Below are 23789 nucleotides of genomic sequence, written 5' to 3'. Positions count from 1 at the left end.
TGCCGGCTACCCGTCGAGTCGCCGCGTGGACGCCCCGTCGGCCTCCTCGGTTTCCCGCGTTTCGGGATACGCAGGCTCGGTCCCTCGCCTCGCCGCGAGCTCCTCGGGAGTGAGCGCCGCCTCGTCGATCACGAGCTCGTACTGGTTCGCCGGATCGTAATCCTCGTATTGCTCGACCTTGTCGAGCACGTCGACCAGATCCCGCAAGAACCAGCGCGGGCAGACGGAGACCTTGCCCCCGAATCCGCGCGTTACCTGGGCGGCCATGGCGCGCAGGAACGCATCGCCGACCCGGGCAGCCTTGCGCTCCGCGGCGCGCGAGGGGAATAGGTCGCGCACGCGTCGGCCCACCTCGACGAGCCTCCGTTCGTCGAACGGCAAGAGGCGCACCTGCAGCGCGCGCAGGTTGTCGAAGCGGCTGGTCTCGTCGAAGCGCGTCGCGATGCGCTGGTAGAGCGGGGGAAGGCCCTTGAGTCCCTTGTAGTCGTCGAAGAAGCTCGGCGTCCCGGTGACGAGCAGGTACATCCCCGGCAGCTCCGCATTCGCCAGCATGTCCACGAGCTGCCGCAGCGCGTTCAGCGACTTCTCGCGCGTCGGCGGCGGCATGCGCTGCACCGTCTCGACCTCGTCGAGCACCACCACGAGCCCCGCGTGCCCCGACTGGCGCAAGATCGTCAGGATACCGCGCAGGAACGTCAGCGCTGCCTGCCCGTCGACGGCCCCCTTGACGCCCGCCCGCGCCGTGATCGACCGATCGATGTGCGGCTGCCCGGCGAGCCAGGCCAGAAGGCCCTGCGCGGTCTGGTAATCGCCCTCCCCGAGCGCGCGGTTGTATGCGCGCAGCACCTGCGAGAAAGCCGGGTTGCGCACGCTCAGCTCTGCGAGCTTCTCCTCGAGCCTCGCCTCCACGAACCCCGCGAACTGTGGATCGTCCTCGCCGATGCCCTTGAGGCGCAGCACCTCCTCGCCCACCTCGAAGATCCATGCGTCCACGACGGCCCGCAGCGCCCCCTCGCCCTGCGCGTCCGTGGTCAACCGCTCCATCATACGCCGGTAGACCGTCTCCAGGTGGTGGAGCGGCGTGTCGTTAATCGAGATTTGCACCTCGGTCGTGGCAAACCTCTTCTGCCGCGCACGAGCGCAGATGAGCCTCGTCGCGAAGGTCTTTCCGCTGCCGTATTCCCCGCGGATCCACTTCGACCGGCCGCGCCCTTCGCCGGCCGCCACCTCATCGAGCTCCTCTTCGATCACCGGCAGGATTCGGTCGAGGCCGGTCGCGATCTGCTCCAGACCGCTGCGCGGCACCGCGCCCGCGCGGAGGGCCGCCACGATATCCCGCGCCTGCGCCAGGTTCACCTCACTCATGCCTTCTCCGTACCCTGCGGCACGTACACGTACTGGTCCTCCCCATCAGGAAGTAGCTGCCGGCGAAGGCAGGGGAAGCCCCCCGCGTGAAGCTTGCCCACAAGGCGGCTCATCAGGCCAGGAACGCGGTTCAAGGGCCGCGCCAATCGCGCTGCGATGTCGGAGAGGCGCGCGCTCTTGCTCTCGAACACGACGGCGAGCGCGGCCTGCTCGGACTGTTCGAGCTCCGCGCGCAGAGTAGCGGGCAGCCCCAGCCGTTCGATGAGCGAGGCGTGCATGACCTCGCGCTCCGGCGAAAATAGGTGCCCCTGCACCGGAGCCGACGGCGCCGGCGCTGGCGCGGGCTTCGGAGCAGGCGCTAGCGCAGGCTTCGGGGCAGGCGCTAGGGCAGGCTTCGGGGTGGGCGCTAGCGCGGGCGGCGTCGCAGCCTCTGGCTCAACCTTCGTTCCGGTCGCCTGCGCGCCGCCATACCACCACGTCGGTTCGTCCGCGGCCACCCCGCCGGAGACCAGCTCGCAGAGCGGCACAACCATCTCCTCGAGCGAGCATCCGCCGTGGAATCCCACCTGGGGCATGCCCAGGTAGGCACCCATCTTCCAGGCGAACGCCTTGCGGCCCGGCTCGCCGCCGAGCCCGCCGTCGTCGATCTCGATGAACCCCGCGGGCACGGGATCGCCGGCGCCCAGCAGCCGATGGCGCGGCGAGCTCCCGTCGCCGACCCGGAGCTGCTTGCCCCAGTACGGGCTGTGCCCGTGATCGGCCGTGATCACGACCCGCCGCCCGGCATCGAGCGCCGCCCGAATGCTCGGAACCAGCGCCGTGATCTCCCTCGCCCGCACGGTCACGGCGGCGCCCGTGTTCGCTCCACCGATCTGATCGTCCACCGCGTTGAACACGGCGGCCACCACGCCCGTCGCGCTGTCGCGGAGCGCCCCGAGCAGCGCCTGCCCGTGATCGGCCAGGTCGCCCTTCAAGAACAGCCGCCGTGAGCGCGCGCCGAGCGCCGCGTTCTGCTTGAAGCGCGCAGGATCCGTCGCGGCTTCCCGCGTGTCGCGCCAGACGGTCTCCGCGATCCATGGATCCTTCGGGATCTCGCCCAGGAAGAGGGCGCTCCGCGCGTGGCTCGTGATCGTCGGCAGCGGCGCGAGCGCGGGCACGATCGCCAGCTGCTTTCGCTGCGGGTCGAATCGCAGCCCGATCGGGGCGACCTCCCCCGCGAGCTCCGCGAGCAGGCGCAGGAACACCGGGTAACTGCAGCCGTCGAGGACCACGAGATAGAGTCGCTCCGCGACGCCCTCGCCGCCCTCGCGCCGCAGCGGGGGCTTCGTCCAGATCCGGTGCAGCGGCACGAGCCCGTCCGCGTGCAGCGCCTTGACGTAGTCAGCGCGCAGCGCCGTCGCGAAGGCCTCGTTCTCCCGATCCCGCCGCGCCCGGTACCGGGCGAGCACGGCCTCGGCCTGCTTCTGGTGCGAGAGGCTCCCGGCGAGCGCCACGCGCAGCCGCGCGGCCGCCCAGTCCGCGAACGCCCCCTGCTGCTGGTACTGCCGTACGTGCGCCACGACGTCATGGCCATGATCGCGCTCCGGCTCCGCGAGCCACCGGGAGAGGCGCACCATCTCCTCGAGGACCGCGATCTCCCCCTCGCGCGCGCCCGCGAAGCGGTGCCGCGTCATGGCCTCGATCTCCGCGTGCGCCACCGCCTCGCCATCGGCGGCCCGGTGCGCCACCGACTCGCAGAGGTTGTCGAGGCCGAGCGGCAGGTCGCGGCTGCGCGCGACCACCGCCGGCTGCAGCGTCCGCCGCGCGACGCTCTCCGCCCGCTTCAGGTACTCGGCCGCGCGGTCCCCGAGCGCGTCGAGCGCCTCGCGCGCCAGGGTGGCCGCGCCTCGCCGGAACGTCTCCGGCAACAGCCCAAGCTCGCGGAACACGCCCCACAGCTTGCCCCACGTCGACTGCGGCAGCTCCGGCTCGTCCAGCGCCAGCAGGGCGCCGTGCACCAGGCACGGCTCCAGCCGCGCGGGCTCGGCCACCGCCCAGGCCAGGATCTTCCCCTCGATGCCGCCCAGGCGCTCGAGCTGCCGCGCGACGAGGTCTCGCACCGGCGGCGTCCAGGCCGGCGGCTCCAGGAGCCAGCCGGCGAGCAGCGCGCCCGGGCGCTCGTGCCGCAGCTTGCCGACGAGGATGACGTCCACGAGCAACTCGTCGAGCAGCTCCCGGTCGACCACCGTGGGCAAGGTCCGCTGCCCGATGAGATCGCGGATCCGGTCGACGTGCTCGATGGCGAGCCGCTGCAGGTCGGGGTCGTCGGTGCCGATGACCTGTACGCCGAGCGCGAGGGACAAGAGCTCGGCAGGCTCCACGGCGTGGATCTTCCGGCCGCGCGCCCGGCGCACGAGGTCGGCAGGGAGCTTCTTCGCGAGCGCGGGCGAGAGCAGCGCCAGGACCGGAGCGCCGCCCGATTTCCACAGCGTGTGCCGCAGCGCGATCTCCGAGCTCGGCCGGACGATGGCGTACCGCCCGGCCACGGTGTCCAGCGTGGCGGGCAGCTCATCGAGCCCCTCGCCCGCGATCGCCAGGACGTATCCCCGCTCGGCCGCTCCCCCGGCCATTTCCACGATGCGCTTGAGGACGACCTGCGCGTTCATGGCCCTAGTTCCGGCCTCGTGGCCTGAAGAGGACGTCGATCTCGACCTCCTCGTCCGGCAAGCCCCCGAGCCGGGCGACGATGCGATCGGCCAGGGCGCGGAGCGCGGACGCGTCGCGGGTCTTCACGATCTCGGCCTGGAGCAACGACTTTGCTGGCCCCCCCGGAGGTGGAGGCGGCGGCGGGGGGGGCGGCGGCGTGACCGGCTTCTGGATGATCCGCTCCAGGAGGTCGCGCGCCGTCTTGTTCCACGCGTCGATCGCGTTCGCCGAGAGGGTGCGCTCCTGCTCGCCGGCGGAGAGCAGCTCGTGCAGCGCTCGGACGTGTGCGTCGACCTCGGGCGCGTGAGGGCCCTTGGCGGCCTGCAGGAGGGTGTGGCGCGCGGTATCGTCGAGCTTGCCGAGGGCCTCCTTCATCGCGGCGATCTTTGTGACGACCAGCCGGATCGAATCGCCCGCGTCGTCCGGCCAGGCGGCCAGGAACTCCCGGAGCGTCGCGCACGAGTCGGTCGGCTTCCTGGCGAGCGGGGCGAGGCGAGCGATGGCGATCTTGAGGTCGGCCACTCTCCTCCCGTCGCCGGCGCCGAGCTTCACGAGCCGCTCGTGCACGCCTTCCAGATCGCTCCGCTTCTGCGACCCGAGCTCGCACAGGAGCGCCACATACCGATCCTGCTCCGACAGCGTGCGCGCCCCCGAGGGCGCCTGCGCCTTGAGGACCTGGGGGCCGACCTCCCGTGCCCGGCTCCACGACGCGAGGTCGATGAGCGGCGCGCGCAGGAGCTTCACGGTCGTGTGAGGCTTGCTGTCGAGCGGCACCTCCACGGGCTCGCCGCTCGCGGCGTTCACAGTGCGAAAGCTCTCCAGCCGGCACAGGAACAGGAGGAACATGTTCCGCACCGCGGGCTGCAGCGCGTACGTCTCCTGCAAGCGCCGGTCGATGGTGTCCCACATGGCGGAGCCGTCCTTCACGGCATCGCGCACGGTCTTGATGTACCGCGTATCGAGCCGCAGCGAGGCGCGCGTCTGGCCGGGCTGCACGAGCTCGAGCGGCACGCCCAGGCCCTGGAGCACGCGCGCTTCGTCGTCGCTGAACGCCTCGGTCTGGTCCGGCTTCTCCGCCGCGCGCGACAGCCAGTCGCAGAGCAGCCGCAGCCTTTCGGGGCGCGGCTCGAGCGTGAAGCTCGGATGGTAGGGATACTGCCGATCGAGCAGCATCTGGGCGAGCTTCTCCTTGAGGATGGACTCGAGTTCGCCGCCCGGCACCCGCGCCTCGACGCCGCCGATCATCGCGACGATCTGGCCGTGATCGCGGTACACCTCGCCGAGCTTCTGCGTCAGGCTGTTGCGCAGGTTCTGGGACTGGTTCTGCGCCTGGTCGATGACCATCGAGCGCTCGTGGGGGGCGAGGTCGCGCAGGAGCTCGTCCTGCGCCGGCCCGAGCAGCTCGTCGAGGGCGGCGATGTCCTGCAGGAAGCCGAGCTCGGTGGGCGTGAGGTGCCGCGGCAACCAGCAGAGGGTCAGGCATGTACCGTCGCGCTTGCGCACGTCCGCCACGCGCGCCACGTCGTCGTCCACCGAGTACCCGGGGTCGTCCCACGGATAGTCGATGAGGATGCGGAACTCCTGGCCCGCCGCCACCTTGAACTCGGCGTTCGCCAGGGTGCGCACGTTGGTCACGTCGATCGAGCCGCGCCGCCGCGTCTCACGCCACTTGATCTCGATCTCGCCGGGCACCTGCTCGCGCTTGAGCCCGAACGCGGGCAGGAGCACCTTGTAGAACGCCGTGAGGAGCGGCAGCTTCTGCCCGGCCACGCGGTCGCGGGCCCGCCCGAGCATCTCGCTGAAGTTGACGTTCTGGAGGACCACCGACACCGTGGCGGACTTGCCTGTCCCCGAGAGCTGGAGGTCGCTCGCGATGCGCGACAGCTCCAGGAGGTCCTGGTACACGCGGTTGAACTTCGACCGGTCCGTCTCGCCCGTGACCTCGGCGTCGTTGAGCCGGACGAGGCGCTCGACGTTCATCGACGAGCCGCGCAGCCGGGGCGAGACCTCGGCGAGCAGGGCGGTCTTGACCATGGCATCGAGCTCGCCCTTGCGCTTCTCGTCGAAGTCGCTCCCGGCCGCCTTCGCGTCGCGCAGCATGCGATCCATCGCCGGGCGGAAGCGCTGGTAGTACGTCCGGTGGATGGCACGCAGGTCCTCGACGCGCTTGCTGCCCTCGACGCCCGCCGGCGGGAAGATGGCGTCGAAGGCGCAGCCAACGGGCAGGAGCTTGCCGAGCGGCAGCTCCGGGTGGTGCAAGAGGAGCAGCTCGTAGAGCAGCCGCAGCGCGGTGCGGTCGCGCTGCATCAGCGATGAGACGTCGATGAGCATCTCGATGAGCGCGGGGTGGAACGGGTAGACGTCCCGCAGGTACCCGATTTCCGCGCCGTGCAGGATGGCGGGGAGGACCTTCTCGTGGTCCCTGGCGAGGGCGTCGACGACGCGCTGGACGTCGCCGGCGTGCTCGGGCCGGCGGCGCAGGACGCGGCCGCGGCAGACGTGGCGCAGCTCGACGTCTTCCAGGTTGGTCACCTCGAAGCGCTTGGCGTGGTGGCCGAGGTGCTCGTGGAGCTGGCGCTCCTCGACCATGTCCGGGAAGAACTCCTCGATGTTGCGCTGGCGGGCGACGAAGACGAAGAGGGGGACGGCGCGGGCGCCGTCGGCGTGGTCGACGATGACGTTGAGCTGGTTGATGGCGCGCTCGAAGTCGGGGCCGCTCTTCTCGCGCAGCCAGAGGAGGAACTCGTCGACGAGCAGGACGAGGCCGCCGTAGCCCAGGGCCTTGACGTGCTCGGCGAGCCGCCGGAGGCCGTCGCCCCAGCGCGGGTCGACCCCGGCGGAGGCGGCGTCGCGCCCCTTCCAGGCGAGGTAGGCGCGGGCGACGGCCTCGCGATCGTCGGCGCTGCCCGAGGCCATGGCGTCGAACTCCGCCCTGGAGCCGACGACGCCGCCCTCCTCGAGGCGTTTCCAGAACTGGGCGCCGTAGAGCTCGGCCTCGCGGCGGGCCTCGGCGAGGACGCCATCGACGTGGAGGAACTCGAACGGCGCCTTGCCGCGGCGGCGCAGGGCCTCGTTCACGGCCTCGTAGATGGCGCGGTCGAAGCCGGTCTCGTGGCCGCTCGCGGCGGTGAGCATGTGCAGGCGCACGACGAGCAGGCGCGCCTCGCCGAGCCAGCCGCGGTGCTCGTCGGCCAAGGCGCGGACGGCGGGGTCGGCTTTGGACCAGGCGACGTCGCGGTCCTCGAGGAGCAGCCCGAGGTAGGTGAGGAAGTGCGACTTGCCGGAGCCGAAGCTGCCATGCACAAATCGGCCGAGGTCGCCGCGCGCCTTGTAGGTGTGGCGCATGGACTTGAGGATGACCGGGAGCTCCTGCGCCACCGTGGGCGTGACGACGTAGTCGTCGACGAGGCGGCGGAAGGTTGCGTCCTCGTCGTCGTCGGAGAGGCGCACGACGAAGCCGAGGGCGGTGATGTCCTCGCGGCGGGGGAGGTCGAAGACCTGAGAGACGGTGAGGGTCATGGGAGGCGCGAGGATGGGGATACCAGAGGACGGGGGCGATGGCCTAGATGGCGTGAGGGGTCCCCCGCCGAACCGCTGCATCGATGCCCCGTCCCCGCGGACGGGGCCGGTACGGGTAGACGCTGGTGGGGGCTTTGGGGCCGTTGCCCCTCTCGGTGGGACGCAGGATGCAGCGGGTTCCAGCAGCCCGACCGCTCCGGCCTTGCGTGGACCCCCCATCGCGCACGCCGAAAGTTAAAGCTGTGTTGGCACCGTACGTACTGCGGAGCTCGCTCGATGGGCTGGGTGGACTGGGATCAAATGGGCGAGCCGGTGCCTGGCGGCTCGGTGCCCCATGACAGAGCACAGGCGATGAGTGCGACCAAGCTACAGGTCGACTTCGCGGTGCGCGGCCGCGTCCTCGTGGAAAGCGGCCGAACACGCTCGCTCAAGCGCGATACCGCCGGCCCTTCCCCCCGCGCCGCACGGCCTCTCGTGAGAGAGGCGCATGCATGCGAACGCCTCAGCGTTTACACATCCGACTGTCGCAGCGCGGCCATACCGTCGAATAGCGCCCAATCCGCTGGTAGCCCCAGCTCTCTGCATACCGTTCGGACGAACTCGCCGAGCCGATACCCAGAGCGTCGATCGACCTCTGCAAGCAGGCTTTCATCAGGGGTCATCGAGGGGTAGGCGTACCAACCAGGAACATCGCCTTGCAGCCCTTCTGTCTTGTACTGCAAGAAAAGCGTCTCCCCCTCGTCATCAAGACGAACTGCATGCACAGGGTCCAGACAGAGCGCCCGAAACTCCTCATCGTCGAGAATTTCCGGATCGGCGATCAGGAGGTCCTTGGCGAGGTCTTCAATCCGGTGCATCGAAATGCGATAGCGCCGCTTTCCCTGCTGAAACCGAGCTCTGAGCTGTTCCGAAAACTCCGCCGGATCGCTAAATAGAATTCTATAGCCCCGCTCGGAGAGCCACCCAGGATCTACCCGACGCACTCGCTCTGCCATCTCGCGACCAATAGCGTCCGCCATCAAGCCTGCGATGGCATCGCCAAAGAGCCTGAACTCTTCAGGATCCACGATGGCTACGGCCACACGGCGACGATCCGGATACGTCAGATGGATCCAGTGCTTGCCAGCATGAGGGCCTTCACGCCGAGGCTTCAGCGGGATGGTGAGGTGGTCCGCCCTCATACCCTCGCGAAGGACAGGCCTCACTCCTGACGGCAACGGGGCATCACGACTGACACTGAGAATGATCAACTCATCGTCGATCACCACCGTGCAGCGGCCGAGCGAAAAAGATGTCTTTTCCACGAGAGCTCCTCCTAATCGCGTTTTTTGAGTGGCGACTTGCCACCCCGACCGGACGCCCGAACCGGTAGCGGAGGATCTCGCAGCGGTAGCTCTTGATGCTGTCCCACTCTAGCCAGCGGCCCGGTTCCTTGTCAAGCCCTGGTACGGGCACGGGTGCCGGGTGTGGCTACCCGTGTCCGCAGCAGGTTCCCCTCCACGAGGCAACCATCGCGTCCAAGGCGCGCCCACGACAACGTTCCGGCGCTGCTCGCTCCCTGTAGAGCTGTCCACCGGGGGACCTTCGTCGCTCGACGCCCTGACATCAAGCACACCCCACGTCATAGAGATCAACGATCGCCTCCGGTTGCCCTCCCGGCCTAACCTCTCGCCGACCGACGTGCCTGCGGAGCACCGTCTGCGACGCGACCCGAGGGGCTTGGCCCATGGCCCCCCACTTGACGGTGTCGAGACGGCTCATGGCCAGGTGCTGGGCGACCATCACCGGCCTGCTCGACGGCTGGGCGTCGGCGCACTTCTCGATAGCCCACGTCCAGTTCCTCGATCCGCCGACCGCCACGTCCGCATGAGCGACGTCGAGCACAACATCGGCGCGCCGAACCATGTCCCTCGTCCACCGGGTGGTCCGGCCACGGCCGTAGACGCCGGCCAGCATCTCGCCGCAAAGCAGAATACCGATCGTTTGCGAGCCCACGCGCACGACACGGTCCGTCGGCAGCGCAGAGAAGTACACGGCCTGCTGAGAGCTGGCCGCGAGCTGCCGGGCTCTCCACAGAGGCTTCGACCCGTCGGCTAGCCTGAGGAACGCGTAGAAAGGCAGGTGCGGGTCAGGGCCACAGTCGTCCTTCCCCGTTTTCTTTGATTCGTCGGCGACGTCCATCCCCCAGAGGACCGCCTGGTAATACCCCTCCAGGACCGCCTCGACATCCACGAGCACTCCATCGATGTCCGATTCGCGCTCGACGCGGAGGAACCCGCCCGGCAGTAGGAGGACCTGAGCGTCGCGGGTCATGCCGAGGATGAGCTTCAGAAGAAGAAGGCGGCTCGCGACGCTGATAGCTTCATTCCACCATGCGTCTCGGGTAAGGATGGTCGTGACGGCGATCAGCATGCCGAACAGCATGGCGTGATCGGGCTCGCCGAGCACGTCCAGGAGGTCGCTCGAGCTCTCCGAGGAGCTCCCCGGAATGTGTGCGGAAGTGGCCGAGCTCCTGACGTGGGTCGCTCCACCTCCTCGAGGACCCGGAGCTCCTGGACAGGGTTCCCGTGCCCCTCTACGCCTTCTTTTTCCCCTTCCCTCGCCCGCCGGCCTTGGGCTTCGTCAGCGGGAACCTCTCGGCCCACTCGGCCAGCATCGCCTCGGTCACGCCGGCCTCCCCGACGATGCTCTTCACGTCGGCGCGGAAGTCGCGCGCGGCGTCCTGCGACTCCCAGGCGACGTACGGCAGGAGGAACCACACGCCGTGCAGGACGCCGTAACGATCCGCCACCGGGACGCCGGCGTTCTCGAGCTGCTCGTCCAGGGCGAGCAGGACGCGGGCGCGCTCGCGGTGGGTCCAGCCGGCCCAGCCGTAGAGCGTCTCCTCGCCCACGGGCGGCGGGACCTCGGTGAAAGCGATGAAGCGCTCCTTGGGGACGTCGAGCTTGCCGCGGAGCGACCAGAACTCGGGCCTCTGGTAATCAGTACGGTCGTACTTGCGGGGGACCGGGAGCGGGATGGGTTTGCCGTCCTCGCCGAGGGGGAGACGGCCCTCGTCTTCGAGGTGCTGGAGCCGCCAGGTCTCTTCCCAGGCGGCGCGCTTCAGGAGGCCCTCGACGGTGAAGACGTGGTGCTTGGTGTTGGGGACGGCGTCCGCGCGGACGCGCTCGCCGACGAGGGCGTCGACGTCGAAGTCGGGGCGGCCGGTGAGGAGCTCGCCGACGGCGAGGAGGGCGGCATCGGCGCGGAGGGCGGCGGCGGCCTGCCGGATGGTGAACGGCTCCTTGCGCTCCCTGGCCCAGGCCTCGATGCGGTCGGCGAGCCACAACTCCATGGCCTCGCGCTCCTCGGTGTCGTGGTCGGGCCTGTACCAGCGGCGCTTGTAGGTGGGCTGCTCCAGGAGCGAGAGCTCGCGGCTCGCGGCGGTGCGCTCGAGGCGCGACTCGACGATGCCGCGCTCGGCGGGGGGGAGCGCGTCGAGGGTGGTGTGGGGCTCCCAGCCGTGGCGCTCGAACCAGGCGGTGGGTTGCTCGTCGGGCTCCTCGCCGCGGGCCAGGGCGGCGCGGCGCTCGGCTTCCTCCTGGGCGAGGGTGATCTCGAACGGGCGCAGGCCGGGGCGCAGGGGCGGGAGCTGCTCGGGGTCGCGGATCTCGGCGTCGGGGTCGACGCCGTAGAGCTTGTAGCAGAGCCAGTCGAGCTCTTCCTGGAGGCCGACCATCTTGGAGAGGCGGTCGAGGTCGCGGTCGCGACGGGATTTCAGCGCGGCGTGGAGGGCGGCGGGGCCGGAGGAGGCGTGGGCGTCGAGGACGGAGCGAGCGGAGTCGGAGACGCGGTCGCTGGCGAGGGTGTCGAGATGGCGGGCGAAGGATTCGAGGAGGGGATGGCTGCTGGCGATGAGGGGGAACGAGCTTAGCTTGGATGAGTCAAAGGCATAACGCTCCATCCATCCTTCAGGCTGAATACCACGTCCCATCCCACTGCCAGCCTTATTCTGACAAATTTGCTTCATCCAGAAGCAGGCCGTCGAGGAATTGAGCTGCGCGAGCAGGACGAGGTGCTGGGCCTCCGTGGCGCCGGGCGGGAGCTTGATGACCGGGGCCGTCTGCTTGAAGACCTTGCCGCCGCGATCGAGGGCGAAGTGGTTGTGGGTGGAGACCTCGCCAAAGGCGATCGATATCGCGACACTCAGGCGCTCAAGCGGGATCTGACCGTACTCATAAAACTTTCTTCCCGACTCTCGATAGGTCGCCCCGCCGAATTCCTTGCGCTCAAACAAGATTGCCTTGTAAGTCCACAGAAATCTCATCGCCCGCACACCAGGCAGCATGTCACGTAAACCGTTGCCAGGATCGTAAGGGAAGATCGCCACGTCGTTTGTGCTCACTCCCCAATCCCGCACCTGATCACCTGCCACCATCGGACGCTGGAGATCGAGCTCCAGATCACAACGACGAAACAGGGCGACTGGCTGCACAAAGACATCATCCTGCTTCGTGATGCAGGCAAATCCTATCGACGAACAGACACGATGCAGTGAATCCCCTCGCTCATCCAGTACCACCTTGAGCGCCGCTGCACCACCACCGCCAATACTCCATGGATGCTTGGCGAGCGATATCCTGGAAGCATCAACAACGGAAATAAATTCATTCTCGTATCCGGCTCTGCAATGTCCTTCCGCGATCGAAGACCAGACTCGACCTTTGTATGGCTCCTCAGGCTTCCCAGGCTCCCCTCGCTTCCCCATCACGACTCGAACATGGTCCCCCCACGACGGCCGGTTCCGGGCGAACAGGATGACCGTTGGTGTACCGTGGCCGGGAATGAACGCGCCCGCCGTCGAAACAACCTTCGTCAGGTCCTTCTTGGCAAGCACCTGTTCGATCAACGCACTGCCGAACTCACGCTTCATGAATGAATCAGCCGTAATCTCACCAATATACCCGTTCGTCACAGCGAGTTGGAACATGCGCTCCGTGAACGGCGCCCCAAGCGAATAGAGGCGGAAAGCCGAGGTGTAACGAGGCCCCTTCCCCACCTTCTCCTTGTGATACTCCCGCTTGGTCGCGTCCTTCTCCGTGATATACGGCGGATTCCCAACCACCACATGAAACCCGCGCTGCAGCACCGGCGCCAGCGCCGCCCGCACCTCCGGCCGCGTCAAGCTCGCCGCCGGTCTCCCGCTCTTGAACAGCCCGAGTTGCTCCCGCTCCATCTGCTCCAGCGCATCGGCCCAGTACACCTGCGGATGGAGCTCTCCCCCCGCCCCCAGGTCCGACTCCCCGCACGCCTCGAGCGCCGTCATCACGAGCCGCGCCCGCGCCAGCGCGCACGCATAGTCGTTCAGATCGATCCCCACCACCCGGCCGAGCACGTCCTCCACGACCACGCGCACCGGCCGCACCGGGAACTTCTCCCGCATCCCCGCGAACAGCCGCTTGAATGCCGCGAGCAGGAAGTGCCCCGACCCACACGCCGGATCGAGCACCCGCACCGCCTCCACCCCCCACTCCGCGATCGCCGGCGTGAGCGTCTCATCAAGGATGAAATCGATCACGAAATCCGGCGTCTGCAGAAGCGCGTACCGCTTCTTCACCACCGGATCCAGGTCCTGGTACACATCCCCCATCAGCCGCCCGTCGAAGTGCTCCTCGTCGAACGCGTAGAGCAGCTTGCTGTTATCCGGATCCCGCGACCGCCAGAAATCGATGAGCTTGCGTGACAGCCCATCCGGCGGCGCCACGATCTCCGCCGCCTGCGGCGCGAACAGTTCCGGCAGCCCGCCCCTCGCCGACGCGAGGTCCCGGTACACCCACCGGAGGTAGGCCGTGTCGCCCAGGCTCGGCGCGAGGTGCGCGAACAGCTCCTGGCTCTCCGTGTCCAGGATGCGCCCGGGCCTGAGCAGCCCACGATCCTCCAGCACCCGCACGTAGAGGCTCTTCAGCACCCAGAGCACGGCCGCCCGCCGCGAGAGCAGGTCGGTCCACACCTCGAACGGCTCGCCTACACGCTCCTCCTGGTGCAGCCTCTCCGCCCGCGCGCGCACCGGGGAGCCGGGTTGCAGCATGGGCTTGCGCAGCTCGGCGGCGATCTCCGCGGAGAGCTTGCCAAGGGATGTGGTGAGGGACTTGCGGGTTGCCTGATCCATCGGGGGCCGGAAGGTACATCGGCCGGGCCGCCGAGGGCTACCCGCAAGGGCGCTACTGGACTATCCCGGCCCCGCACCCCGGAAGAGCTGGAGCCTACCGGCTGAGTCGAGCACCGAGGCCATGCGGGGGAGGAGGTCGTCCAGGAGGTGGGGCGCTGTGCCCAGGTCCAGCCGGCCGCCTCGCCCCGTGCGAACGCGCGCTGCCCTCGGCCGAGATCCTGAACCGGTGGCAGTGGCCCCGAAGGTCCGCGAGGGGGAGGACCAAAGACTGTGGTGCTGGGAAAGTGGGCGCAGGAGCTCGCGGCGGACGACCCGAACGCGAAGGAGATGGTGTTCCTGGTGGAGCGGGACTGAGCCTATACGCTCCCGACAACCTCTACGCCTTCTTTCCCTTCCCTCGCCCGCCGGTCTTGGGCTTCGTCAGCGGAGACCGCCCGGCCCACTCGGCCAGCATCGCCTCGGTCACACCGGCCTCGCCGACGATGCTCTTCACGTCGGCGCGGAAGTCGCGCGCGGCGTCCTGCGACTCCCAGGCGACGTACGGCAAGAGAAACCATACGCCGTGCAGGACACCGTAGCGATCCGCCACCGGGACCCCGGCGTTCTCGAGCTGCTCGTCCAGGGCGAGCAGGACGCGGGCGCGCTCGCGGTGGGTCCAGCCGGCCCAGCCGTAGAGCGTCTCCTCGCCCACGGGCGGCGGGACCTCGGTGAAAGCGATGAAGCGCTCCTTGGGGACGTCGAGCTTGCCGCGGAGCGACCAGAACTCGGGCCTCTGGTAATCAGTACGGTCGTACTTGCGAGGGACCGGGATCGGGATGGGCTTGCCGTCCTCGTCGAGGGGGAGACGGCCCTCGTCTTCGAGGTGCTGGAGGCGCCAGGTCTCTTCCCAGGCGGCGCGCTTTAGGAGGCCCTCGGCGGTGAAGACGTGGTGCTTGGTGTTGGAGACGGCGTCCGCGCGGACGCGCTCGCCGACGAGGGCGTCGACGTCGAAGTCGGGGCGGCCGGTGAGGAGCTCGCCGACGGCGAGGAGGGCGGCATCGGCGCGGAGGGCAGCGGCGGCCTGGCGGATGGTGAACGGCTCCTTGCGCTCCCTGGCCCAGGCCTCGATGCGGTCGGCGAGCCACAGATCCATGGCCTCGCGCTCCTCGGCGCCGTGGTCGGGCCTGTACCAGCGGCGCTTGTAGGTGGGCTGCTCCAGGAGCGAGAGCTCGCGGCTCGCGGCGGTGCGCTCGAGGCGCGACTCGACGATGCCGCGCTCGGCGGGGGGGAGCGCGTCGAGGGTGGTGTGGGGCTCCCAGCCGTGGCGACCAAACCAATCGGTCTTGCCATCCATCTCAGGGCGCTCCTCGTTACCTGCTTCAACGAGGCGTTCGGCTTCCGTGATCTCGAAGGGGCGTAAACCGGGGCGGAGAGGCGGAACCCTCTCGGGATCGCGGATCTCAGCTTCAGGATCGATTCCGTATAGCTTGTAGCACAGCCAGTCGAGCTCCTCTTGAAGACTGACCATCTTGAAAAGGCGGTCGAGATCATGTTCTCGGCGGGTGCTCAGGGCAGCGCGGAGGGCAGCGGGGCCGGAAGAAGCGTGGGCGTCTAGGACAGAACGGGCGGAATCGGTGACACGGTCGCCGGCCAGGGTGTCCATATGGCGGGCAAACGACTCTAGCTGAGTATGCGCGGTGGCAATGAGCGGGAATGATTCCAATTTTGTGCCGCCGAACTGATAAAACTTTTCCCACTCGTCCGGCTCGAGCCCGCGGCTACCGCGTCCACCCACGCCTTTGTTCTGGCAGACCTGCTTCAGCCAAAAACACGCCGTCGACGAATTGAGCTGCGCGAGCAGGACAAGGTGCTGGGCCTCCGTGGCGCCGGGCGGGAGCTTGATGACCGGGGCCGTCTGCTTGAAGACCTTGCCGCCGCGATCGAGGGCGAAGTGGTTGTGGGTGGAGACCTCACCCCATGTGATGGTGGATTCGGTGCGGAGCTTCTCGACATAGAGTTCCTGCCACTCATACCAAGTGAGACCACGCTCCAGCATCGGCGTACCAAAACGGCGCCGCTTACTAATGATCGGCTTGTACCGCCAAGCATATCGATGAATTGATGGAATCGCATCTAGCCTGGCAACACAATGACCGTTCTCGTACGGCCACACAGCATCCAGCACGCGAACAATCGACCAGTCGCGGACGTCCTCACCAACCACGAGTGGCCGAGTAGGAGCAACATGCAGCCGCGCAAAGACATGAGGCTCGGGCTGTGCGTAAACATCATCCTCGCCCGTGACCGAGGTGATTCCGATATCAGCTGCAACCGCACCGAGCCGGAGCTCTACCTGCTGCTCAATCCCCTCCTTCAACTCCGCGGCCCCGCCGCCCCCGATGCTCCACGGATGCGAACTCATCGTTGTTCGAGGCACATCCGCCACGGAAATGAACTCGTTCTCGTAGCCAACCTTCGCGTGTCCCTCGGTGATGCTCGTCCACACCCGTCCCTTGGCCGGCTCCTCGGGCTTCCCCGGCTCCCCTCGCTTGCCCATAACGACCCGGACATGCTCCCCCCGCGACGGCCGGTTCCTGGCAAACAGGATCACCGTCGGCGTTCCATGGCCCGGGATGAACGCTCCCGCCGTGGAGACCACCTTCGTGAGCTCTCTCTTGGCCAGCACCTGCTCGATCAGCGCTTTACCGAACTCACGCTTCATGAACGAGTCGGCCGTGATCTCGCCGACAACACCATCCGCCACCGCAAGCTGGAGCATTCGCTCCGTGAACGGCGCGCCCAGCGAGTATTTCCCCGAGGCCGACACATACCGCCTCCCCTTTCCAATCTTCTCCTTGTGATACTCCCGCTTGGTTGCGTCCTTCTCCGTAATGTACGGCGGATTCCCAACCACCACATGAAACCCGCGCTGCAGCACCGGCGCCAGCGCCGCTCGCACCTCCGGCCGCGTCAAGCTTGCCGCCGGTCTCCCGCTCTTGAACAGCCCGAGTTGCTCCCGCTCCATCTGCTCCAGCGCATCGGCCCAGTACACCTGCGGATGGAGCTCTCCCCCCGCCCCCAGGTCCGACTCCCCGCACGCCTCGAGCGCCGTCATCACGAGCCGCGCCCGCGCCAGCGCGCACGCATAGTCGTTCAGATCGATCCCCACCACCCGGCCGAGCACGTCCTCCACGACCACGCGCATCGGCCGCACCGGGAACTTCTCCCGCATCCCCGCGAACAGCCGCTTGAATGCCGCGAGCAGGAAGTGCCCCGACCCACACGCCGGATCGAGCACCCGCACCGCCTCCACCCCCCACTCCGCGATCGCCGGCGTGAGCGTCTCATCAAGGATGAAATCGATCACGAAATCCGGCGTCTGCAGAAGCGCGTACCGCTTCTTCACCACCGGATCCAGGTCCTGGTACACATCCCCCATCAGCCGCCCGTCGAAGTGCTCCTCGTCGAACGCGTAGAGCAGCTTGCTGTTATCCGGATCCCGCGACCGCCAGAAATCGATGAGCTTGCGTGACAGCCCATCCGGCGGCGCCACGATCTCCGCCGCCTGCGGCGCGAACAGTTCCGGCAGCCCGCCCCTCGCCGACGCGAGGTCCCGGTACACCCACCGGAGGTAGGCCGTGTCGCCCAGGCTCGGCGCGAGGTGCGCGAACAGCTCCTGGCTCTCCGTGTCCAGGATGCGCCCGGGCCTGAGCAGCCCACGATCCTCCAGCACCCGCACATAGAGGCTCTTCAGCACCCAGAGCACGGCCGCCCGCCGCGAGAGCAGGTCGGTCCACACCTCGAACGGCTCGCCTACACGCTCCTCCTGGTGCAGCCTCTCCGCCCGCGCGCGCACGGGCGAGCCGGGTTGCAGCATGGGCTGGCGCACTGCGGCGGCGATCTCCGCGGAGAGCTTGCCAAGGGACGTGGTGAGGGACTTGCGGGTTGCCGGATCCATCGGGGGGCCGGAAGGTACAACAAACCGATGCTTCAGGGGGATCGTTACCACCGGCGACCGACGGCCTTCCGCAGCCGCGCGTGAGCGAGCTTCCCCCCTCGGCCCCGCGGGTGATAGCTTGCAGGCGTGGACAAGACGACCCTTGAGAAGTTCTTCACCGGCAAATTCTTCAGAGTCCCGCGCTACCAGCGGGACTATGCATGGGTCCCCGACAACGTGGACGACCTCTTCGACGACGTCGCCGAGGCGATCGAGACAGGCACGAGCCACTACATCGGCACATTCATCCTGTCCCGACGGGCTGGCGAGCTGGTCTACAACATCGTCGACGGCCAGCAGCGGCTCACCACGCTCACGATGCTGATCCACGCGCTCGTGAAGCACCTGCCGAGCTCCGAGCTGACGGCGAAGATCCTCGCCACCGACAGGTTCCTGAGCTCCGACGGGAAGCACCGCCTGGAGTTGCTCGGCGACAACGAAGGCTTCTTCCGCCAGCTCCTGGATGGCACGACGCCCGAGCCGCGGACGGCGAGCCAGCGGCGGCTGTGCGAGGCCTACGCACACCTCGACCTGCGCGTGTCGAAGCTGGCAGCGAAGGAGCCTGCGCAGACGAAACGCTGGCTCACGTGCGTGTCGGAGCTGCAGGTCATGGAGTTCATTGAAGATGACGACGGCCGGGCCATCCGCATCTTCCAGACCGTCAACGATCGCGGCAAGCCGCTCTCGAACATGGAGAAGGCCAAGAGCCTCCTCATCTACTACTCGAACCGCTTCTTGAACGGCGCGCTGGATACGCTGGTGAACGACAAGTTCGGGGACATCTTCCGCGCCTACGACTCCATCAAGGAGCTGGCCAGGCTTCCAGGGCGCGAAATCAATCTCATCAACCAGGCCAAGTTCAACGAAGACTCCGTGATGCGATACCACTTCATCGCATTTCCGAGCGAATGGCACGACTATGGCGCCACGGCCGGCGAGGTGCTCGACGGCTTCCTGAAGGGAGCGCTGAAGGAGCACCAGTCCAGCGGGCCGGGAGAGCTGTCGAGGTTCATCGAATCGTACGTATCGGACCTACAGGCGTTCTTCGCCGCGCTGGAGGCGCTGGTGAGGACGGTCGGCAGCGACGTCCGCTACTACAAGCTCCTGTCATGGCTCAACCTGTCCGCATCGCTGTATCCGCTCTTCGTCCGGCTCGCGATGCGCGGGCTGCTCGAGCAGCCGGTCCCGCGCAACGGGGGCCTCATGTTCGTCGATCTCGTCGAGATCGTCGACGTGCGCGTGTACAAGACCCGCGGGACCAATCCAGAGCGGGACATGGCAGTCCTCGCGCAGGAGGCCATGACCGCGAGCCCGGAGCACATCGCCAACACCATGCTCGGGTTCGTCCGATGGTTCATGAATGACGCCCTATTCCGATCGCGGCTCGAAGAGAACGACATGGCATCCAACAAAGCGCTGCGGCCCATGCTCCTGGAATACGAGGAGGAGAGCCGGCAGCGGGCCGGCGCTCCGCGCCTCGACGTGAGCGAGCTCCAGGCGCTCGCAGGAGCCAAGCTCGCGATCGAGCATGTCTTCGCGCAGGAGCCGACCTTCAAGCTGCCCGCACGCGGATTCTCTTCTGAGGAGGATTACGAGGACAACGTACACCGACTTGGCAATCTCACGCTGCTCGAAGAGACGCTCAACAGCCGAGCGCGCAACAGGTCCCCGGACGCCAAGGCCAGCGACGATCGGCTCTACAAGGCGAGCAAGCTCCACATGACGCGCTCTCTGAGCGCGGAGATACTCAACAAAGGGAAGCTTTGGGAATGCGCGGACATCGAGACCCGAACGGCGCAGCTCGCCGACTTCGTCATCGGTCGGTGGCCGCTGTGGAAGCAGGCGTGAACGGCGTCGCTGCTGTCCAGATGTGATCACACACCGGGAGCGCTACCGGGCGGCCATCGGCTCGAAGGGCGCTCCCTCGGCGCTCGTGGCGGCCTTACAGGCGATCTCCTTCGCGAGACAGGCCGAGGCCAGCTAGGCAGCATGCGCTGTCATGGGCCTTCCGGGATCTCCCTCGAAAGCGGCAGCACCGTCCCGTCGATGCTGAACACCGTCGCCCCGGGCTTCTCGTTGAAGAGCGGCTGCCGCTTGTGCAGGACGCCCGGCATCACCAGCGCCCAGAACCCCTTCCCGCCCGTCGCCGTGAGGTCGTAGAGCCGCCGCACCAAGTGCAGCGCGTCGCACGTCCCGAAGAGCGCCGTGTCCCCCAGCACCACCGTGCTGCCCGGCTTGCCGTGCTCCTGTACTAAGGCGTCGAGCAGCGCCTCCGCCTCCTTGCGCAGCCGCGGCCGCTGCGCGACGAACCGCTCGGCCCGGTCGAACACCTCGATTTGCGCGTCGATGCGACGGAAGAACTCGTCCTCGAAGCTCACGAAGGCCGCCTCGGGCCCCAGCGCCCGCGCCACGCTCCGGCCGATCTCCACGTGGTCGTCCGGCGGCGCCACGACGAGCCGGTAGCCCCGCGTCTTCGCCACACTCCGCAGGATGTCCCGCGCCGCCTCCGCCGGATCCTTGACGAGGAGCTCCGGCGGCAGTTCGTCCGGCGTGACCGCAGGCGTCTCCAGCGACTTGCCGCCAGCGGGGTGCACCTGCCCGTCGCCGGGATCGAAGCGGCAATACGTCTGCGTCGCGAGCAGCTTGACGAGCTCGTGCGTCTCGGGCGCCGGCGTCACCGCCGCCCCGAAGCTTGCCACGATCGCCCGCCGCAGCTCCTCCAGCGGCACCGGGAGCCTCGCCTTGCCGAGCACGTGATCGAGCGCCGGCTTGAGGTAGACCGGCGCCTGATACAACTCGCCGTCCTCCGTGAGCCGGAGATCGCGCGAGAGCTGCACCGCGAGCCCTAGCGGATCGTGCGGGTACTCGGGCAGGTACGCCTGCAGGCTCCGCCGCACGCCCTCCGGCGCCCGGGGCGGCCACGCCGCGAGCGTGCGCGCGGCCTCCAGGAATGTTCGCAGCGCCTTCGCCTCGAACAGGGGCCGCGCGAGCACCTCCGAGGGCTGCTCGTCGAGCACGTCCCTGCACGAGAGCCGCGCGGGCTCGAGCTCCGCGAGGAGCCGCAGCAGCCCCGCCACGTCGAACCCCTCGGCCGCCGGCCAGCGCTCGCAGAGGCGCGACGCAGCCTCGTCGATGCGGAGCAGGCCCCCCGCCGACACGAGCAAGCCCTCGACGTGCTCCACGACGTCGTCGAGCACACGCCGATCGATCACGTCGAGCCCGCGCTGCTTCTGGAGGCTGATGTTCGGCTGGTGCGTCTCGAGCTCCTCCGCGAGCTCCACCTGCATCGCGCGCCGCCCTCGCAGGCCATAGAGCGACTCGAGGATGCGCTTCTGCTGCCCCTGGAGCGGCGCCGCGGCCACGTCCCAGAGGGCCTCGAGCGTGGCCGGCGCCTCCGCCGTGCTCGTCGCCGTGTCCGCGAAGCGCTGCAGGGCCTGCACGACGGCCGCAACCCTGCCCGACCCCACGCCCGGCAGCGCGGTGAGATCCTCGCGCGTCGCGTCCGCGACCCGCCCGACCGAGACGAAGCCGCCGCGCGCGAGCGCGTCCGTCAGGGCCGGGGACAGGCCGAGGCGGCGCAGGTCCGTCTCGTCGCCGCTCAGCGTCGGGAAGAGCGTGCGACGCTCGCCCCCGGCACCCGCGATCGGCGCGACGCCCACCGCGACCAGCGCCGAGCGCAGGGCGAGGACCTCCTCGCGCTTCTTGTTGCCGAGGCTGCCGATGTCGCGGATCTGCGCCTCGCTCAGCGCGACGAGCTGCCCCTGCGTGGTGATGCCGGCGCGGCTGAGGATCGCGCGCGCCGTGCCGCTCAGGGCCGTCGCGGCGAGCGGCGCGCTGCTCGCCTGCGAGGCGGCGCCGAGCGGCCCGGGCGGCGCCGAGCTCGTGATCCGCGACCCGAGCGCGTCGAGCAGCGCGGCGCGCATGGCCACCGAGGACGGGTAGCGCAGGCTCGGGTTCGAGTTCAGCGCCTTGCGGAAGAAGTCGGCGAGCGCCCCGCGCTCGAAGTCCTGCGCGTCGACGCGCGGCGCGTCCCCCGGCGCCGGCGCCTGCCCATCGAAGGCGTGCCGCCCGACGTAGAGCTCGAACAGGCAGAGCGCGGCGGCGTAACGGTCGGCGACGTGGCTCCACCGGTCGAGCGCAGGATCGCGGTACAACGCGGTGCCCACGAGCGCGTCGGGCGGAGCGCCCGCGAGCGAGAAGTCGATGAGCACGAGGCCGTCGGCCGAGGCGATGAGGTTGTCGGGCTTGATGTCCTTGTGGACGATGCCCTTGGTCTCGAGGTACGCGAGCGCCGCGAGCAGCGTCTCGGCGAAGAGCCGCCGCTCGGCGTCGGCGCGCGCGCCGCCCGCGATCCAGGTGGAGAGCGGCTCGCCCTTGACGCGCTCGAGCACGAGCGTCCTGCGGCCGGGGACGACGTTGGTGATGTCGATCGCCCTCACGATGCTCGGGTGATCGATGCCCATGAGCGCGCGGTGCTCGGCCTCGAGGGCCTCGCCGGCGCGCGGGTCCTCGCGCGCGACCTTGAGGGCGCGGCTCGAGCCGCTCGGCATGTGGCGGGCGAGGTAGACGGTGGACAGGCCGCCGGCGCCGAGGCGGCCGGTGATCTCGTAGTCGGCGCCGAGGCGCGTGCCGACCGGGAGGTTATCCGGATCGAGCTCGGCCGGCGGCGGGACGGTGGCGCGCCCGGAGAGCGCCGACTCGACGGCCTCAACGGCCTCGTCGAGGGCTCGGAAGCGGCTCGCCGACGCAAGCGAGAGCATGGTGCCGAGGGCGCGATCGAGGCCCTGCTTGAGGGAGGAGTTGATCTCGCGCACGCGCGTGAACACGCCCCCACGGCGCACGAGCTCCTCGGTGGAGTCGAAGAGCGGACGGCCGACGAGGATGAACCCGAGCAGGGCGCCGAGGCTGAACTGATCCGAGCGCGCGTCGGCGTCGGAGAAGCTGCGCACGACCTCGGGGGCGGCGAAGCGGCGGCGATCGTCGCCGAGCGAGCTCACCGCGACGGTCTGCCCGGGCAGGTAGAGCTGCTTGGCGAGCTCGAAGCCGCCGACGCGCAGATCAGGCGACTCGATCCGGTCCTCGACGAGGATCACCTCGGGCCGGAGGAGCCGGTGGACGACGCCCTGGCGGTGAGCGTAGGCGAGCGCCGAGGCGATCTTCTTCCAGAGGTCGACGCGCGCCCGAACGCCCGCGTTGCCGGTGAGCCTGGGGCCGTACCGCTCGATCCAGGAGGGGAGCGTGAGGCCCTGGAAGCGCTCGAAGGGCAGGACGAGGCCGGCCTCGTCCACGAAGGGCGCGGTGGCGTGCAGGACGTTCGGGTGCTCGCCGATGCGGCGCAGGACCTGGGCCTCCCAGCGGAAGCGATCCTCGAGGCGCTTCCGCTCGGCCTCGTCCGCGAGGGGGGAGACGTCGTGGACACGCAGGACGGCCTCCTCGCGCGTGATGCGATGGGTGGCGAGGTGCTCGACGTAGCGCTCGGTGCGCTCGAGCGTGCCCTCGATCTCCCACTCGCGGATGCGGCGCGGCGGCGGGTTGGCGCGATCGACGCCGGTGAGGAGCTCGTCGACCACGCGGCGTACGTGCTCATCGACGGGCTCGCGCTCGCCGTTGCGGCGCACGAACGCTGCGCGGTCAAGGATGGCCTGAAGGATGGTTCGCCGGGTGTGGAGGCGCTCGGCGCTCGCGGGTCCGGTGACGCGGCAGCCGTCGGCGTGGGAGAGGAAGACGAACCCCTCGACGTAAGGGCGCGCAGCGAAAGTGCTGTGGCGCTTGAGTTGATCGGCGAAAATCTGGGCGGTCTTGCGGTTGAGCTTGAGGGGGCTGCGGATCGGCGCGGGGACGTACCAGTCGTTGTCGTTGCCCGAGACGGCGCCGCCGTGGCTCTTGATCTCGACGACATAGAGCGCGTGAGGCGCAACGACGAGGGCGTCGAGCTCGTAGATGGCGCCGCTGCGCTCGACGAGCCAGGGGTTGCCGTAGACGAGGTAGTCCTCCGGCAGGCCGTCCACGAGATAGCGGAGCGCCTGTCGCTCGCGGTCGCTCGCAGGCTCACCGATGGGGATGAAGGTCGCCATGGTCGGGTCCCGGATCGCAGGG

At 68.8% G+C, this 23789-nt stretch carries 9 protein-coding genes; 1 reads left to right on the top strand and 8 read right to left on the bottom strand.

Annotation, left to right across the window (positions count from 1 at the left end; all coding sequences use genetic code 11):
* Nucleotides 1-6: 6 nt before the first annotated feature.
* The 7 genes from brxD to pglX (WME76_RS12280) form a co-directional block, all read right to left on the bottom strand.
* Nucleotides 7-1365 (bottom strand): BREX system ATP-binding protein BrxD, encoded by a 1359-nt coding sequence (brxD, locus tag WME76_RS12310; RefSeq protein WP_437960328.1) that lies wholly within the window; start codon nt 1363-1365, stop codon nt 7-9.
* Entirely contained in the window at nt 1362-4010 is a 2649-nt protein-coding gene (pglZ, locus tag WME76_RS12305; protein ID WP_437960327.1) for a BREX-2 system phosphatase PglZ, read from the bottom strand. The genes brxD and pglZ overlap by 4 nt, the downstream gene beginning before the upstream one ends.
* 4 nt (nt 4011-4014) lie before the next feature.
* The gene (locus WME76_RS12300; RefSeq protein ID WP_437960326.1) at nt 4015-7569 is read right to left on the bottom strand and encodes a DUF6079 family protein; all 3555 of its coding nucleotides are present in this window, start codon (nt 7567-7569) and stop codon (nt 4015-4017) included.
* Nucleotides 7570-8078: 509 nt separating this feature from the next.
* On the bottom strand, nt 8079-8873 hold the full coding sequence (locus tag WME76_RS12295) for a hypothetical protein (RefSeq protein ID WP_437960325.1): 795 nt from the start codon (nt 8871-8873) through the stop codon (nt 8079-8081).
* 301 nt (nt 8874-9174) lie between these two features.
* Entirely contained in the window at nt 9175-9981 is an 807-nt protein-coding gene (locus tag WME76_RS12290; RefSeq protein ID WP_437960324.1) for a hypothetical protein, read from the bottom strand.
* Between the two features lie 163 nt (nt 9982-10144).
* Nucleotides 10145-13717, bottom strand: coding sequence for a BREX-2 system adenine-specific DNA-methyltransferase PglX (pglX, locus tag WME76_RS12285; protein WP_437960323.1), 3573 nt, complete (start codon nt 13715-13717; stop codon nt 10145-10147).
* 376 nt (nt 13718-14093) lie between these two features.
* A complete protein-coding gene (gene pglX, locus WME76_RS12280) occupies nt 14094-17654 on the bottom strand; it encodes a BREX-2 system adenine-specific DNA-methyltransferase PglX (RefSeq protein ID WP_437960322.1) in 3561 nt (1186 codons plus the stop codon).
* Between the two features lie 126 nt (nt 17655-17780).
* On the opposite strand from pglX (WME76_RS12280), the gene WME76_RS12275 reads away from it, so the two are divergent.
* Entirely contained in the window at nt 17781-19541 is a 1761-nt protein-coding gene (locus tag WME76_RS12275) for a DUF262 domain-containing protein (RefSeq protein ID WP_437960321.1), read from the top strand.
* A gap of 149 nt (nt 19542-19690) precedes the next feature.
* On the opposite strand, the gene WME76_RS12270 is transcribed toward WME76_RS12275, so the two are convergent.
* Nucleotides 19691-23767 carry a protein kinase domain-containing protein gene (locus tag WME76_RS12270; protein WP_437960320.1) on the bottom strand — a complete coding sequence of 1359 codons (4077 nt, stop codon included), beginning with the start codon at nt 23765-23767 and terminating at the stop codon, nt 19691-19693.
* Nucleotides 23768-23789 lie beyond the last annotated feature (22 nt).

Origin of the sequence: Sorangium sp. So ce119 (genome assembly GCF_051524405.1) — a bacterium.
Classification (GTDB): Bacteria; Myxococcota_A; Polyangia; order Polyangiales; family Polyangiaceae; genus Sorangium; species Sorangium cellulosum_G.
This window is presented reverse-complemented; position numbering and strand designations above follow the sequence as displayed.

Coding starts and splice junctions, on each gene's coding strand:
- pglZ (WP_437960327.1), bottom strand. CDS start 4,010: ATGAACGCGCAGGTCGTCCTCAAGCGCATCGTGGAAATGGCCGGGGGA.
- brxD (WP_437960328.1), bottom strand. CDS start 1,365: ATGAGTGAGGTGAACCTGGCGCAGGCGCGGGATATCGTGGCGGCCCTC.
- pglX (WP_437960322.1), bottom strand. CDS start 17,654: ATGGATCCGGCAACCCGCAAGTCCCTCACCACGTCCCTTGGCAAGCTC.
- WME76_RS12290 (WP_437960324.1), bottom strand. CDS start 9,981: ATGCTGATCGCCGTCACGACCATCCTTACCCGAGACGCATGGTGGAAT.
- WME76_RS12300 (WP_437960326.1), bottom strand. CDS start 7,569: ATGACCCTCACCGTCTCTCAGGTCTTCGACCTCCCCCGCCGCGAGGAC.
- WME76_RS12270 (WP_437960320.1), bottom strand. CDS start 23,767: ATGGCGACCTTCATCCCCATCGGTGAGCCTGCGAGCGACCGCGAGCGA.
- pglX (WP_437960323.1), bottom strand. CDS start 13,717: ATGGATCAGGCAACCCGCAAGTCCCTCACCACATCCCTTGGCAAGCTC.